Below are 16444 nucleotides of genomic sequence, written 5' to 3'. Positions count from 1 at the left end.
AGATATTATGAATCAAGATAACACTAAAAGTGTTGAAATCGACGTACTAGCATTGCTACATAAACTTTGGACGAAGAAGCTTTTGATTCTTTTCACAGCTTTTTATTTCGCTGCTTTCAGTTTCTTAGGTACTTATTTCTTTATCCAACCAACATATACATCAACAACGCGTATCTATGTTGTTAATCAGGCAACAGATAATAAGAATCTTTCTGCTCAAGATTTGCAAGCTGGTACCTATTTGGTAAATGACTATAAAGAGATTATTACATCAAATGATGTATTATCAGAAGTTATTAAAGATGAAAAGTTGAATTTGAGTGAGGCAGAACTGTCTAAAATGGTTTCAGTTAATATTCCTACAGATACTCGTCTTATTTCAATCTCAGTAAAAGCCAAAACTGGTCAAGATGCTCAAGTGCTTGCTAATAAAGTACGTGAGGTAGCGTCTAAAAAAATTAAAACTGTAACTAAAGTTGAAGATGTCACAACACTTGAAGAGGCTAAGTTGCCATCTTCACCATCTTCACCAAATATTAAACGGAACGTGTTACTTGGTGCTATTCTGGGTGGTTTTGTAGCAATTGTGGCTGTGTTAGTTCGTGAAGTTTTAGATGATCGTATTCGTCGCCCTGAAGATGTTGAAGACGTGCTTGAAATGACACTTCTTGGAATTGTTCCTGATACAGATAAAATTTAAGGAGAAGAAATGCCTTTATTAAAGTTAGTTAAATCAAAAGCAGACTTTGCTAAAAAGACGGAAGAGTATTATAACGCTATTCGTACAAATATCCAGTTTTCTGGTGCAAATTTTAAAGTGATTGCAGTAAGCTCTGTTCAACCTGGTGAAGGAAAATCAACAACATCTGTTAATTTAGCAATTTCCTTTGCTAGTGTTGGTCTTAGGACACTTCTTATCGATGCGGATACGCGTAATTCTGTATTGTCAGGAACATTTAAGTCAAATGAACCTTATAAGGGGTTGTCTAACTTCTTATCTGGGAATGCTTCATTAGGCGAAGTGATTTGTGAAACTGATGTTCCCGGACTTCATGTTCTTTCGTCAGGTCCAGTGCCACCAAATCCAACAAGTCTGTTACAAAATGATAATTTTGTACAATTATTAGAGATTGTTCGTGCTCAATATGATTACGTTATCATTGACACGCCACCAATTGGTTTGGTGATTGATGCTGTTATTATTGCACACCAAGCAGATGCTAGTCTACTGGTTACAGCAGCTGGAAGAATTAAGCGCCGTTTTGTTACTAAGGCTGTAGAACAATTGCAACAAAGTGGATCAGAGTTTCTTGGTGTTGTTTTGAATAAGGTGGATTTAGCGATTGATAAGTACGGTTCATATGGATCTTATGGCTCATACGGGTCTTATGGAGAGTATGGAGGCGATAAACATACTGAAAACAAGTCGAGAAAACATCGTCGAAAGAGAGGATAGAACTGTAAAAGTTGAAAGGGGGAAGGCAACTTTTTCATAACTTCCAAGTAAATTATTAAAAGGAAGAGAAGGAGTTTAAGGTGAAAGAAAAACAAGATATACGTCGTTTTGAGATTGGTATGGTCCAGTTGATAGTAGTTGCTTTTGTTGCATGGGGAGTCAGTAAAATTCCTTATTCAGAGATTGGCAAAAGTAGTATAGTACTATTAGCTGTAATTCATATGTTGACATATTATTTAAGTAACTACCATAATAATCTCAAGTATAGAGGATATTTACAAGAATTTGTGGCGACATTTAAATATAGTTTATTATTTGTATTGATTGCTACGTTTATATCCTTTTTTTCAGACGGTGGTTTTTCTATATCTCGCCGAGGTCTCCTCTTTTTTGTTGTTCTAAATGCTTTGTTTCTCTATATAACAAATACGTGTTTAAAAATTTTTAGATCTTCAATTTATACGCGTCGTAAAGCTAATAAAAATATTCTTTTAATTACTGACAGAGCTAGATTGGATACTGTCTTGAGTCGGATGAGAGATAATATGGATGGTAAAATCACAGCAGTTTGTGTCCTAGATGATCCAAATTTTTCAGATCCTATTTTAAAAACTTTATCCAAGGAAAATCTTACTGAATATGCGACTCATTCAGTGGTAGATGAGGTGTTTGTTAATCTCCCAAGTGAGAAGTATAAGATATGGGATTTTATCTCTTCGTTTGAATTAATGGGTATCCCTGTATCTATCAATATTAATGTGATCGAGTTTTTGAGTGAGAGTGAAAAACGATTACAACAACTAGGGCCTTTTAATGTTATTACATTCTCTGCTCAATTCTATAGTTATGTTGACGTACTTGCAAAACGTTTGCTCGACATTGTAGGATCTTTAGTTGGCCTTGTAATTTGTGGGGTTGCAGGAGTATTTCTTTACCCTCTTATTCGAAAAGACGGAGGACCAGCTATCTTTGTACAGAATCGTGTTGGACAGAATGGACGTATTTTTAGATTTTATAAATTCCGCTCAATGCGTGTTGATGCTGAGGAAATTAAAAAGCAATTGATGGATAAAAATCAAATGAAGGGGGGGATGTTTAAAATAGACAATGACCCCCGTATTACAAAAATTGGGCATTTTATTCGGAGAACTAGCTTAGATGAACTTCCACAATTTTGGAATGTATTAAAAGGGGATATGAGCTTGGTTGGGACACGTCCTCCAACAGTTGATGAGTATGAAAAATATACACCTGAACAGAAACGTCGTTTAAGTTTTAAACCTGGTATCACAGGTCTTTGGCAAGTAAGTGGACGAAGTGAAATCACTGACTTTGATGAGGTTGTTAAACTGGATGTTGCTTATATGGATGGGTGGACAATCTGGCGAGATATTCAAATCTTACTGAAAACGATTAAAGTTGTAGTAATGAAAGATGGAGCAAAATAAATAGTATGAAAAACAGAATTCAATTACTTGGCATTAATATTGATCCATTAACAATGAATGAAACGATTAGTGTTGTGGAACAATTTGTTTCAGATAAGAGGCCCCTTCACTTAATGGGAGTGAATGCTGATAAAATAAACCAGTGTCACTCTGATGACGAGATAAAGAGGATTGTCAACGAGTCTGAGGTTATCAATGCAGATGGAGCTTCTGTTGTAATCGCTGCTCGCTATTTAGGATACTCAGTACCTGAGCGTGTAGCTGGGATTGATTTGATGCAAGAACTGCTTGTTCTAGCCAATAAAAAAGGTTACTCTGTCTACTTCTTTGGAGCAAAAGAAGAAGTCTTAACCGATATGTTGGCCATTTTTAAAAAGAATTATCCGAATTTACAGGTAGTTGGCCATCGAAATGGTTATTTTTCTGCTGAAGAGGAAGAAATTATTCAAGAAGATATTCGAAAAAAAAATCCAGATTTTGTCTTTGTCGGCATTACTTCTCCTAAAAAGGAGTACTTGATCCAGAAGTTTATGGATAATGGAGTAAACTCTGTGTTTATGGGAGTTGGAGGAAGTTTTGATGTCCTATCAGGTCATATCAAGCGCGCGCCAATGTGGATGCAGAAAGCAAATTTAGAGTGGTTGTTTCGTGTGGCCAATGAACCCAAACGGCTCTTTAAGCGTTATTTTGTGGGAAATGTTAGTTTTATTTATAAAGTTGTAAAAGAGAAAAAGCGGGTGAAATAATGGGACAGTTTGAAGTCTTAAAAAAAATTCAAGAAATTGAGCTGGATGCTTTAAAAGAATTCAACAAGATTTGTAAAGAAAATAATCTAATGTTCTTCTTGAGAGGCGGAAGTGTGATGGGAGCAGTTAAATACCAAGGGTTTATCCCTTGGGATGATGATGTGGATATTGCCGTTCCCAGAGAAGATTATGATCAGCTACCACAAATTTTTGAAAATAAAATAATTGCAGGTAAGTATCAGGTTCTTTGTCATCAGTATTGTGAAGAATTACACTGTTATTTTCCACGTCTTTTTCTACTTGAAGATGAGAGAATAAAATTGGGACTACCCAGGAATACAAATCTTGGCTTGCATCTTATTGATATCATACCTCTTGATGGCGCTCCTAACAATAGTTTAGTCAGAAAGGTGTATTACCTTAAAGTGTATTGGTACCGTTTTTTAGCTAGTTTGGGAACAACTTATAAAGGCGATCATATTGATATGCATTCTAAAAAGCAGAAATTGCTGATTGGATTATTTAAAAAATTAGGTTTTGCAAAACTGTTTCCTCAAAATTCAGTATACAACCGACTGGATAGGTTGTATAAGCGATATGATTGGAAGAAACAACATTATGCTGGTACAGTAAATGCTTCTTTATTCACTAAAGAAGTGATGCCTTCCGATATTTGGGGAAAAGGTGTTTTTTTGAGATTTGAAGACATAGAGTATAGAGTTCCGTCTGATTATGATAGTTATCTGAAGAGGTTGTATGGTGAAAACTATTATTACGAAGAACCTGCTGAAGAAGATAGAAAGTCGCATATAGGAGGGTAAGAATTTGTTTTGTTATATTATTTTACATTACAAGGTTTATGATGAGACGGTTTCTTGTGTGAAATCTATACAGGAAAGTAATTGCAATCAGAAAAAAATAATCATCATTGATAATTTCTCAAATAACGGAACAGGTGAACAGTTACAGGAATTTTATAAAGATGATGAAGAAATTGATGTGTTAATAAATGATAAAAATTTAGGATTTGCTAGAGGAAATAATGTCGCTTATCAATATTCTAAATTCAAATATAAACCGGATTTTATTGTCATTATGAACAATGATGTAGAAATAGAAACTAACAATTTTGAGGAAAAAGTTAGTGAAATATATGAGCGAGAAAAATTTCATTTACTCGGTCCTGATATTTATTCAACGACTTATCATCTTCATCAGAATCCAAAACGATGTTCGCATTATACTTATGATGAAGTCAAGAAACTGAATCAAAAATTTAAAAAAGAAAGTCAGATTAGTCTTTCTTTGAAAATAAAGTGTTGGCTTAAAGCAAGTAAAAAATTACGAACACTTATCTATCAGAAAAGAAGAAACTCAGAAACCAATTATAAGAAAACCGTCGTAAATCCAATTTTACATGGCTCTTTTATCGTATACTCTAAAGATTATATAAAAAATGAGGAGTTTGCTTTTAATCCAAATACGTTTTTCTATTTTGAAACAGAAATTCTGGACTATGAATGTGAAAAAAAAGGATACAAGCGTTTATATACACCAGAGATTAAAGTTCTCCATCATCAAAATGTTGCGACAAATCAGGTATATTCAAATTTGGTAGAAAAAACCATCTTTTCAAACAAGTGTAATTTTGAATCTACTAGTTATTTCTTAGAATTGATGGGGAAGGAAAAATAACATGAAAAAAATACTTTATGTAATGAACGTTGAGTGGAATTGGATAAAACAACGACCTCACTTTATTGCAGAAGGATTGTCTAAGAATCACCATGTGGAAGTTCTTTATCGGTATTGGTATAATAGAAAAGGTCTTACTCTAAATAGGAATGAAAATAGTGTGAAGCTTTCTCGAATTTATAGTATCCCCTTTGTAACTAGATTTGCAAAACTTAAGGCAGTAAATGATTGGATTGTTTCCCGAAAGATAAAAAAAGTAGCTAGAAAGTTTGATCCAGATATTGTTTATTTAACACATCCTAATCAATTTGAGAAATTTGATAATAACTATAAAGGAAAGGTCATTTATGACTGTATGGATTATCATACTGCTTTCATTACTGAAAATAACGAGCAGCAACGAATCAAGAAACTTGAAACTAAATTAATTGCTAGGGCAGATCTAATTTTAGTATCTAGTGAAAGATTACTATCAAATCTGTTGAAAGATTATCAAGAGGTACTAGATGAGTCTAAAATTGAAGTTGTTAGAAACGGCTATAATGGAGATGTATTGGATGTTCCGGCTGAAAAAAGAAAAGCAAAAAAATATGTTTTAGCTTATGTTGGTACAATAAGTCATTGGTTTGATTTCGATATTTTGTTGAAAAGTTTAAAAGATTTTAAGAATATTGAATATCGTTTGATAGGACCAGTAAGTGGAGTTACAATTCCCGAAAATGAAAGAATAAAGTATGTTGGTAGTGTAGATCACAAAGATATCTATTCTAATATCAAAGATGCTGATGCGTTGATTATGCCATTTAAATTAAATGATATTGTGGAAGCAGTTGATCCCGTAAAATTGTATGAGTACATAAACTTTAATAAGGATATCTTGACGATAAGTTATAAGGAGATAGAAAGATTTAGTAAATTTACTTATTCTTACGATGGTTATGACGAATTTAAGAGTCAGCTTGAAATATTAATGCAATCAAAAGAAATTAAATACAATGAAAAGATGAGAGAAGATTTCTTGAATTGTAATAGTTGGGAAAATCGAATTTCAAGAATAGAAGCATTGATTGAAAAATTATAATCTGTATTTAACATATTCTGGGAGGAAAAATTGAGAAGCTTTCGTATAGAATTAATGGAGCTGTTGTATTACATTTCTGTAGCATTTTCGGTGGGATTATTCTTGTTTTTAAATGTAAGTTTATTTATTCATAGGAATTTACTTACACTTATCTCTATTTTTATTATTGTCCTTATGCTTCCACTTTTAATAGCTAATAGAAGGTATATATCTAGGTCTGCGTTTTTTTTTGGTGCTGCATATATTTTGTGTGTATTATTTTCATCGATAAAAGCCGCAAGTTCTTATTCTTATTCATTTATCGAATATTTTTATGCTATAAGACAATATATTTGGGTTTTATTATTCTTTACTTTAATTTATTTATTTGGGAATAATGAAAAAAAGATGAAACGAGTAATTGATAATACAATAAACATTTTACTTGTTTCATTGGTTATTCGTTTTATATCATGGCTGTCATTTTCATTACTTAAATTTCAATTGTTTCCAAAAATATTGATGGAGTTTGGAAAGTTATGGTATAGAAATGAAACTTCTATTCGAATTGATGGCACACCTCTAATTTCTATAGCACTTTTTTTATCCTTTTACTTTTTCTTAAAGTATGGTGAAAGAAAGTATTTTTATAAACTACTTTTTATGATGATTTTTGTAGTTTTTGTAAATCAAACTCGTATGTTAATCTTCCCTCAGTTGTTATCAATGTTTTTAATGTATTTATACTATAAAAAACCTTATATGCATTTTTATCTTTTTTGTATTATTGCAGGAATAGTATGCTTTTTATTAACTGGTGGCTTAGACTTGATAAAAGGGTATATTAATCTGTTTAATAATGGATCTACTGATTTGGGCTTAGGATTTAGATATTGGGAACTTAAGTATTATTTGAGTTTGTTGAGAGACAATCATTGGATATACGGATTAGGTATATTAACCTCCTTAAACGCAAATAGTTTTTCTATACTGTTTGGTCCCGGTATGGTTCAGATGTATCTTGACGACTTGGGATTCGTAGAACTTTTCGTTCAATTTGGAATACTTTCTTTCTTTTTATATGGTTATTTGATATATAAATTGGTGACCTTGATAAGAAGAACAAAGAATAAAAAATATATATGTGAATGTTCTCTATTTATAGGTTTGTTGACTAACATATTGGTAACTGCCGCATCATTAAACATATTTGGTAGTCAGAGGATTTACTCTTTAGTGTTGATCTTTGCATTAATATTCTTTTATGATTATCAGTTGACTAAGGAGAGATAAATGTTAAATAAAGTATGTTTTATCATTCTAAATTATAATAATTACACCGATACGATTAATTGTATTCATAGTTTACAGTCAACGATTCGACGTGATATGTACGACATTATTGTAGTTGATAATAACTCTTCTAATGATAGTGTTAGTCAATTGAGAAAATGCTTGAATGATGTTGAAATTATTCCCAATAAGGTGAACCGAGGATATGCTAATGGTAACAACATTGGTATAAAAATTGCTGAAAGCCGAGGATATATATATATATGTATATTAAACAATGATACTGTTATTGATATTGATTTTTTAACACCCTGTGTTGATTTCTTGAAGAATGATAGTTCAATTGCTTTTATAAGTCCAGCACTTGTGGAATATAAAGATGATGATTTAGTTCAATCTACTGGAGGTGATATTTGTATTGAAAAAGGATACGTTAATCTGAAAAATAATAAAGTTTCAAGAAGAAAATTACCTCCCATTGTTGAGAGCGATTATATCGGTGGTGCCTGTATGTTATTCAGAACTGAAGTTCTTAAAAAGTTAGGGTATATACCGGAGAGTTATTTTTTATTTTATGAGGAGACCGAGTGGTGTTACAAGGCCAAAGAACAAGGGTTTAAAAATATATGTCTAACGGACTACTATATTTACCACAAGGGATCGGTATCTATTAATGCTATAAATGGATTACAAGAGTATTTGATGAATAGAAATAAAGTAGTTTTCGTTAAAAGAAATATAAATAGCAAAATTAAATATATTAGATTTCTGATGTATCTACTTTTTAGATTTACTTATCGTCTTCTTTTAGGAAAAGAAAAAAATATTAAGATTATTAGGTATTACGTTGATGGTATAAGAGGAGTAATTGATTCGAAATATCCGTTTATTGTGATTGAAAATGATTAATATATTGGAAGGTGTAAAATGAAAAAAGTAATGTTGGTTTTTGGAACGCGCCCAGAAGCGATTAAAATGTGTCCCTTAGTTAAAGAACTGAAACAGCATACTACTATTGAAACAGTAGTGTGCGTTACTGGTCAACACAAGGAAATGCTAGAACAAGTTTTAGATGTTTTTAAGATTATACCTGATTATGACCTAGGTGTCATGAAAACCAATCAGACACTATTTACAATAACAACATCTATTTTAGATAAAATACAATCAGTTTTAGATGAAGAAAAACCAGATATTGTTCTAGTTCATGGTGATACAACGACGACCTTTGTAACAGCTCTAGCAGCATTTTATAAAGGTATTAAAGTAGGGCATGTTGAGGCAGGCCTTCGAACTTATAATTTACATAGTCCGTTTCCAGAAGAATTTAATCGTCAAGCAACGTCTATAGTTTCTGATTACAACTTTGCTCCTACAGAGGTTTCAAAAGAAAACCTAGTGAGAGAAGGTCGAAAGAACATTTTCGTTACTGGGAATACTGTAATTGATGCCTTGAAGACTACAGTTCAAAATGATTATAGCCATCCTATTTTAGATTGGGCCAAAGGAAGTAAGCTCATTATGTTGACAGCGCATCGTCGTGAAAATCTGGGTGAACCAATGGAGCATATGTTCCGAGCGGTCAATCGTATTTTGGATGAATTCGAAGATGTGAAGGTGGTTTATCCGATTCATAAGAATCCCAAAGTTCGTGAATTAGCCAATAAAGTATTTGGAAATAATGAACGAATGAAAATTATTGAACCTTTGGAAGTGATTGATTTTCATAATTTCATGAACCAAAGTTATATGATTTTAACGGATTCAGGTGGCGTTCAGGAAGAAGCACCTTCGTTAGGCAAACCTGTGTTAGTGATGCGAGATACAACAGAACGTCCTGAAGGTGTCGCTGCCGGAACCTTGAAATTAGTTGGAACAAGTGAGGAAAACATCTATAATAATTTCAAGCGATTGCTGGAAGATCAAACTGAGTACAATAAAATGAGTGAAGCTAGCAATCCTTATGGTGATGGTACGGCTTGTAAACAGATTGTTAAAATTTTATTAGATAATTAGGTGAAATGATGTCTGTAATTGATTATAAAAAAATTAAGACCAACATTGTCGCATTCGATTTCTTTGATACTATTGTTCATCGTGATTGTAATCCTGAAATTATTTTATTTAAGTGGGCCAAAGAGGTTTCGTGCTATTTAAGATTTTCGATTAGTCCATCTGTAATTTATCAAATAAGAAAGAAAATTGAAACTGAAAAAAAAAGTAATGGCTTTGAAGAAGTTGCTTATCAAGATCTCTTATCTGAGCTTTATAATAGGTTAAAGAACCTTTCTAAATCAGAATATTTTCCTGATATTGAAGATTTTGTTGAGTTTTCGAAAGAGTTAGAAGTACTTTTAGAAATAGAGCATATTTATATAGATAATGAAATTTTAGATATTATAAAGTTTCATTATGAAAATGGGAAAAAATTATACGTTATTTCCGATTTCTATGCCGATAGTAAGCTTATAGGTAAGATTTTGGAACATTTAGGTATAAAACATTATTTCGAAGATATTATAGTTTCTAGCGAATATAATGCACGTAAATCTAGTGGTAGGTTGTTTGAAAAATTCTTATCTATAACAGGACTGGAGCCTCACCAAGTAACTATGATTGGAGATAATTATATCTCTGACTTTGTCAATCCCAGTAATTTAGGGTTAAACGCATATTTTAGAGAGTATACTCCAGTTGAAGATAGTTTAATTGACGATAAAGGACTTGAGAAACTTTATAAAGATGTTCTTTTTTCCGATGCCGAGGATGCTCCATTTAATGGATTCTTAGCAGACATTTTATATTTTGTTTCGAAATTACATGTTCAACTTACAAAGGATAGAGTGACCAAAGTTTTATTCTGTTCACGTGAAGGTCAGTTATTAAAGAAATTATTTGATCTTTATCAAAGTACTTTTTTACATAAGAATAAGATTCAAACATATTATTTTTATGTTTCGAGACGTTCAACGTTAATTCCATCTTTAACTAATCCTGATGTTGAAGATTTTGATATCATTTTTAGACAATATAAAAAAATTAGTTTAGAAAATTTTCTTCTGAATTTAAATTTTTCAGATGAAGAGATTAAACAGATAGCTGGTGATTTAAGAGTTGAAATTAAGGAGACTCTTGAAAAAAATTCCAAGCTTTTAGAGTTACTGAAATCCAACCCTGTTTTTCTTAAGAGATATATGTTTGAGAAATCAAAGAGCTCGAATTTTAGAGATTATGTGAATAGTTTAACTAGTGATGATACTATTTATTTGGTTGATATAGGTTGGAAAGGTACAATTCAAGATAATATTCAAAGGGCGTTATCTGATAAAATTATTATAGGGTATTATTTTGGTCTTAAATATCAAAATAATGATAACATTTCGAAAAAGAATAAGTTCGGTATAATGTTTAATGATTTTCCTGAGAAGACGGAGTTTTTTGATATTATTAGTAGAAATTATGAATTTTATGAGGATATTTTTGTAGCTGATCATGGCCCGACAATTGCGTATAAGTCAACTAATGGAAAAGTAATTCCAATCCTTGATAATGACCGGAAACATGTTAAAGTTTATGAAATGGTACATAGCTACCAAGAAAATATGATTACGGGATTTAAAACTTTATTGGAAGGGTATAGTAATTCTTGTAAACTTCCGTATGATTATTATAATTTATTTATTATTAATTCTTTAAAAAAGGAATGTATCTTCGCTCCTAAATTATACCTTTTAAAGGAAAGATTACGTGATAATGTAATAGAAAATTTTGGTGAAGTTGTTATAAAAAAGAAAGTAAGACTTTCAAAGAAATCATTATTTCTTTTAAAGATGGACTTTCTTTGGGTCGATTTTGCATATATGGCTTTTTATAAGATAAGTTTTGGGAAAATTTTCTCAAAACTGTATTGTTATTTCGTCTTCTTTTTAAAACGCTTTATTTTGAAATTGAGAAATGGAATATAATAATGAAAGAGAAATCAATTAAAATTAATGCAATATTGAATGTTTTACTAACTTTGTCAAATATTGTTTTTCCTCTAATTACTTTTCCGTACATTTCTAGAGTTTTAAACCCCACTGGAGTTGGGGTAACTTCTTTTTTCACTTCAATCAGTAGTTACTGTACTTTAGTAGCATCGCTCGGAATTTCTACCTATGGTATTCGTGCTATTGCAAAGGTTCGTAATGATAAAAATAAATTAACTAAAGTATTTCAAGAGTTATTATTAGTTAATTTATTTATGGCAATCATTGTTTCAGTTTTACTATTGTTATTAGCAATGGGGATAGAACAATTAAGATCTGAAATGGGGTTGTTAGTCATTACTTGTGTTACTGTATTGGCTTCACCTTTTTCACTTAATTGGTTTTACAGTGGTATAGAAGAATATTCTTATATAACAAAAAGGTCAATCTTATTAAAGTTTATATCATTGATTCTTACTTTTTTATTGGTTAAAAAGCCCAACGATTATATCGTATATGCTAGTATAACTTTATTTTCTATATTAAGTTCTAATATCTTAAATATTCTTCAAAGTAGGAAATTTATATCTTTTAAATTAAGAAATGATCTTAAATTCAAACATCATCTAAAACCCATGTGGTATTTATTCGCATCTCTTTTGGCAGTAAATGTATATACAAACTTAGACACGGTGATGTTAGGGTTTATTAGTGGTAATTCAGCAGTCGGTCTTTATTCAGTTGCTACTAAAGTTAAATGGATTTTACTATCATTAGTTACTTCTATTAGCACTGTTTTATTACCTCGCTTTTCGTTCTATATTAGTCAGAAAGATATTTCAAAATTTAAAGAAGTTTTACGAGAATCCATTTCAGTGATTTTTTTCATATCAATACCATTAACTGTTTTTTTTCTAATCGAAGCAAGAGATAGTATATTACTTTTAGGAGGTAATAAATATCTAGATGCAACATTAACTATGCAAGTTCTAATGCCTATATTGTTAATTTCAGGCTTTTCAAATATTACTGGAAATCAAATTTTGATTCCGACAGGACGAGAAAAATATTTTATGCTTGCAGTAAGCAGTGGTGCATTTGTTAATTTAATATTAAATTTTTTGCTCATGCCGAAATATGGAATCTTAGGGGGAGGCTTAGCAACCTTGTTTGCAGAGATTACTCAGATGGTTATACAGGTTAAATACTCTATAGATTTCTTACAAAAAAGTATCTCTGTTAGCTCAATCTTTAAATTTATTTTTTCAGCTATTATTTCAGCTTTAATATTATTATTAACTAGGTCACTTTTTATTTATAAGGATGCTCTTATTCAGTTAACTGTATCAGGCTTGTTGTTCTTTTTAATTTATGTTTCTTTACTTCTTTTACTTAGGGATAAAACAATAAAGAATGTATTTGGGAATTTAAAGTAGACTATATATAATAAAAAAGTAAATTTTTTTCGTAAAGATCAAAAATAAGTAGTGTATTATGAGTTCTTTATTGTGCTATTCTAAAAGTGAAAAAAGTGGCTCTCTGTCAACTGTTGTGAGTGACGAAAAACTAATGCTCTTTTCTACCGTTTGTCAAGTCTATCAAGGCTTTAAGTAAAAAAAGAGAGAAGACAGTAGCTATTCTGAGGTTACTGTCTTATTTTTAACACTTTTTGATCCATAAAAGGGCATGCTAAAAAAACACCTCATCTGGTATTTTTTGAAACAAGGTGTTACAATAATACGGCATAGACAGCTTTATCGATTTTGGCTCAAAGAGTAATCGTAAAGTTTGTTATGCGTAATGAGGTAATATATTGTTCGAATGAGACGATGTATAGAGGCAATCGTATGTGGCTTAGTTGAAGCTATTGTCGATTGTCTTTTTCGGGACTTTTTGTGTACACTTAAAAAGCTCTATAATCTCTACAGTACTTTTACCCACTACAGAATTATAGAGCCTCTATTTAAGAGATTCCGATGGAATCTTTTTTTATATCCAAGAATAGTATCAGTTTTTCTTAGTATGGTACTGGTAAGCGTTTTCTAAAAGGGTTATAATAAGAGTAAGTTAGTCAAGGAGGTGCTTTATGACCATTAAGGTGATTGCAACAGATATGGATGGTACATTTTTAGACGATAAAGGGAGCTATGACAAGGAGCGTTTTAGTCAGATTTTAGATGCTATGGATGCGCGTGATATGCACTTTGTCGTTGCATCAGGTAATAGTATGAGCCGTCTTAAACCCATGTTTGCGGAGACTTTTGACCGCCTGCATTTTGTAGCTGAAAATGGTGGTCAGGTTGTTAGCTATGGCAAGCTTCTATGTCAGGAGTTTATGGCATCAAATGATGTTGAAAACTTGCTAGGCTATTTTAATTATGATTTGTTAGATAGGCCGACTATATTTAATGGTGCTCAAGGCTCCTATATGTTAAAAGGGACTAGGGTTAATTTTGCTGAGATGATAACAGAAGAAGAGCAAGCCGCCATGGAAGCATCCATTCAACGTTTGAATGGGCTGGAGGAGTTAGATGATGATTTCATCAAGATTACCATGTTGCTCAGTCCTGAAGAGGCTGATCGTGTGTCACAGGCTTTTAATCGTGATTTTGATGGCAATCTAGTTGCTGTTCCCAGTGGTTTTTGTGCTATTGACTTCATTCAAAAAGGCATGCATAAGGCTTGGGGGCTCAAGCAGCTTCTTAACCACTGGGGCTTGTCTGAGTCCAATGTCATGGCCTTCGGTGATGGAGACAATGATCTTGAGCTCTTGCAAATGGCTGGCCGCTCTTATGCTATGGAAAATGCCAGTCCAGCTATTTTACAAGTTGCTGATCAGATTGCTCCCCACCACAAAGACCAAGGAGTATTGACTGTCTTAGAAGATTATTTAGGATTGGTTTAAAGATAGGGTGGTAGAGTAATGAAGTTATATTTAATGAGACATGGTGAGACACTATTTAATACACAAAAGCGTGTTCAGGGCTGGTGTGACTCGCCCTTGACTGAAAATGGCATTTGGCAGGCAGAACAAGCCAAGCAGTACTTTGCAAAGAAAGGTATTTCTTTTGATGCTGTCTACTCCTCTACGCAAGAGAGAGCTACTGATACGGCAAAGATTGTGGCACCTGACTATTCGGTAACCCAGCTCAAGGGAATTAAAGAAATGAACTTTGGGTCTTTTGAAGCTCAACCAGAGCACCTCCTCCCCAAACATCGACCAGGTTCACGCTCCTTTGAAGATCTCTTGGTCCCATACGGTGGTGAAGATATTCGCGAGGTCGGTCAGAGGGTCTTGAAGACTGTGTTAGAGAAAGCAGAAGAACACACTAAAGATGGTGCTGAGAATCTCCTATTCGTCAGTCATGGGGCGGCTTTATGGGGATTAATCATTTTCATGGATTTGGCCTTTCCTGAAGGAGTGGGCTTTGGGAATTGTAATGTTTGTGTTTATGATTATAACCAAGGTCAATTGGAGCTTCTTCAGGTGATTGATCCGATTTCTGGTTTAGAGGTAACATTATGAAAGAATTTTATTTGATGAGGCATGGGCAAACACGATTTAATGTTCAGCATAGACTTCAGGGGGTCTGCGATGCCCCTTTGACGGAAGTCGGGATCGAACAGGCTAAAAAGGCTGGTCAGTATCTAGCCAAGCAGGAGCCAATTTTTGATCATGTCTTTACGTCAACCTCTGAGAGAGCCAGTGATACTCTAGAAATTGTGACTGGACGAACAGACTATGAAAGACTTAAAGGTCTTAAGGGACAGGATTTTGGAGCTTTTGAGGGCCAGCCAGAGTATCTTACTCCTAAAACCTTACCTGATGGACAAGGCTTTGGTGATTACTTTGTTCAATTTGGTGGCGAGAGTACGACCCAGGTTAGGGATCGTATGGAGTTGACGATTAGGGCCATCATGGAGAGTGTGGCCGATGGTTCTAAGTCTTTGCTTGTTAGTCATGGACCATCTATTTTGCAGTTCTGTAGACGTGTTTTAAATCCCGACCCAGATATTCGTGGTCTTAAAAATTGTTGCATCTTACACTTTACTTATGATCAAGGTCAATTTGAATTGCTTTCAGTATATAATCCTGTAGAAGAAGAGTATATCTTTGGAGGCGAAGAATGACACGACTCTATTTAATGCGACATGGACAGACACTTTTTAACACACTTAATCGGATTCAAGGTTGGTGTGATTCTCCCTTGACTGAGAAAGGTCGGGAACAAGCTCGTCAGGTCCGTGCTTATTTCGAAAAACATGATACGACTTTTGATCAGTATTATTGTACGACAACTGAAAGAGCTTCTGATACCATTGAATTGGCGACTGGGCGTACTGATTATAAACGTGTTAAGGGGCTTAAAGAAATGCATTTTGGTATCTTTGAGGGTCAACCAGAGTATCTTCATCCCAAGACATCTGTTGTGGGCCATTTTGGCGACCACTATGCCCAGTTTGGTGGAGAAAGTCAAGATCAGTTCGTTGCGCGTGTGGTTGCGAGTGCTAAGGAGATAGTAGATAAGCATCCTGACCAATCTATTTTAGCCGTTAGTCACGCTGGAGCCTTGATGACTTTTCTTCATGCTGTTGAGCCAGAGCGGGCCTTTGAGTCGTGTCCAGGCAATTGTGCCATCTTAGTTTTTGATTACGATGGATCGAGCTTTCACTTTGTCAAGCTGATTGATCCAATAGCTGATCAAGAGTTGGTGGAATTTTAGCGGCTTTCTATGATCAAAGATAGTAAGAAACCCTTTCTTAGTGTATAATGGAAG

Annotated in this window: 16 protein-coding genes and 1 pseudogene; 16 read left to right on the top strand and 1 reads right to left on the bottom strand. The window is 33.2% G+C overall.

The genetic code is table 11. From position 1 onward, the window contains the following. Window positions 1–7: 7 nt before the first annotated feature. The 12 genes from NSQ79_RS05350 to NSQ79_RS05295 all read left to right on the top strand — a co-directional run bounded on the left by NSQ79_RS05350 (window position 8) and on the right by NSQ79_RS05295 (window position 13102). Window positions 8–700 carry a capsular polysaccharide biosynthesis protein gene (locus tag NSQ79_RS05350; protein ID WP_004182585.1) on the top strand — a complete coding sequence of 231 codons (693 nt, stop codon included), beginning with the start codon at window positions 8–10 and terminating at the stop codon, window positions 698–700. Between the two features lie 9 nt (window positions 701–709). Next, the gene (locus tag NSQ79_RS05345; protein ID WP_004182584.1) at window positions 710–1456 is read left to right on the top strand and encodes a tyrosine-protein kinase; all 747 of its coding nucleotides are present in this window, start codon (window positions 710–712) and stop codon (window positions 1454–1456) included. Between the two features lie 80 nt (window positions 1457–1536). Then, window positions 1537–2904, top strand: a complete 1368-nt coding sequence (locus tag NSQ79_RS05340; RefSeq protein WP_014633183.1) for a sugar transferase — start codon at window positions 1537–1539, stop codon at window positions 2902–2904. 5 nt (window positions 2905–2909) lie between these two features. Next, window positions 2910–3650, top strand: a complete 741-nt coding sequence (locus NSQ79_RS05335; protein WP_004182582.1) for a WecB/TagA/CpsF family glycosyltransferase — start codon at window positions 2910–2912, stop codon at window positions 3648–3650. After that, window positions 3650–4471 (top strand): LicD family protein, encoded by an 822-nt coding sequence (locus NSQ79_RS05330; protein WP_049529299.1) that lies wholly within the window; start codon window positions 3650–3652, stop codon window positions 4469–4471. Before NSQ79_RS05335 ends, NSQ79_RS05330 begins: the two co-directional genes overlap by 1 nt. A 4-nt stretch (window positions 4472–4475) precedes the next feature. Further along, window positions 4476–5345 carry a glycosyltransferase gene (locus tag NSQ79_RS05325; protein WP_004182580.1) on the top strand — a complete coding sequence of 290 codons (870 nt, stop codon included), beginning with the start codon at window positions 4476–4478 and terminating at the stop codon, window positions 5343–5345. 1 nt (window position 5346) lies between these two features. Next, window positions 5347–6426 (top strand): glycosyltransferase, encoded by a 1080-nt coding sequence (locus tag NSQ79_RS05320; protein WP_045769158.1) that lies wholly within the window; start codon window positions 5347–5349, stop codon window positions 6424–6426. A 174-nt stretch (window positions 6427–6600) separates the two neighbouring features. After that, the gene (locus NSQ79_RS05315) at window positions 6601–7698 is read left to right on the top strand and encodes a polymerase (protein WP_254594391.1); all 1098 of its coding nucleotides are present in this window, start codon (window positions 6601–6603) and stop codon (window positions 7696–7698) included. Then, window positions 7699–8607 carry a glycosyltransferase family 2 protein gene (locus NSQ79_RS05310; RefSeq protein ID WP_004182577.1) on the top strand — a complete coding sequence of 303 codons (909 nt, stop codon included), beginning with the start codon at window positions 7699–7701 and terminating at the stop codon, window positions 8605–8607. A gap of 18 nt (window positions 8608–8625) precedes the next feature. After that, a complete protein-coding gene (wecB, locus tag NSQ79_RS05305; RefSeq protein WP_014633177.1) occupies window positions 8626–9714 on the top strand; it encodes a UDP-N-acetylglucosamine 2-epimerase (non-hydrolyzing) in 1089 nt (362 codons plus the stop codon). Between the two features lie 8 nt (window positions 9715–9722). After that, entirely contained in the window at window positions 9723–11663 is a 1941-nt protein-coding gene (locus tag NSQ79_RS05300) for an HAD-IA family hydrolase (RefSeq protein WP_049529298.1), read from the top strand. Window positions 11664–11665: 2 nt separating this feature from the next. Beyond that, the gene (locus tag NSQ79_RS05295) at window positions 11666–13102 is read left to right on the top strand and encodes a flippase (RefSeq protein ID WP_164332311.1); all 1437 of its coding nucleotides are present in this window, start codon (window positions 11666–11668) and stop codon (window positions 13100–13102) included. Window positions 13103–13420: 318 nt separating this feature from the next. On the opposite strand, the pseudogene NSQ79_RS05290 reads toward NSQ79_RS05295, so the two are convergent. Then, window positions 13421–13558, bottom strand: a pseudogene (locus NSQ79_RS05290) (IS110 family transposase); the annotation flags it as partial. Window positions 13559–13752: 194 nt separating this feature from the next. On the opposite strand from NSQ79_RS05290, the gene NSQ79_RS05285 reads away from it, so the two are divergent. Genes NSQ79_RS05285 through NSQ79_RS05270 form a run of 4 tightly spaced genes read left to right on the top strand, consistent with a single transcriptional unit; the run spans window position 13753 to window position 16390 of the window. Continuing rightward, window positions 13753–14571: a Cof-type HAD-IIB family hydrolase gene (locus tag NSQ79_RS05285; RefSeq protein ID WP_049529297.1), complete on the top strand. Its 819-nt coding sequence runs from the start codon at window positions 13753–13755 to the stop codon at window positions 14569–14571. Between the two features lie 18 nt (window positions 14572–14589). After that, entirely contained in the window at window positions 14590–15192 is a 603-nt protein-coding gene (locus NSQ79_RS05280) for a histidine phosphatase family protein (protein ID WP_049529296.1), read from the top strand. Further along, entirely contained in the window at window positions 15189–15797 is a 609-nt protein-coding gene (locus NSQ79_RS05275; RefSeq protein ID WP_045771765.1) for a histidine phosphatase family protein, read from the top strand. Before NSQ79_RS05280 ends, NSQ79_RS05275 begins: the two co-directional genes overlap by 4 nt. After that, window positions 15794–16390 (top strand): histidine phosphatase family protein, encoded by a 597-nt coding sequence (locus tag NSQ79_RS05270; protein ID WP_045771764.1) that lies wholly within the window; start codon window positions 15794–15796, stop codon window positions 16388–16390. Before NSQ79_RS05275 ends, NSQ79_RS05270 begins: the two co-directional genes overlap by 4 nt. Window positions 16391–16444 lie beyond the last annotated feature (54 nt).

Source organism: Streptococcus sp. FSL W7-1342 (assembly GCF_037966635.1).
Classification (GTDB): Bacteria; Bacillota; Bacilli; order Lactobacillales; family Streptococcaceae; genus Streptococcus; species Streptococcus salivarius_D.
The sequence above is the reverse complement of the archived record's forward strand: the minus strand, read 5'-3'. Positions and strand labels throughout refer to the sequence as shown.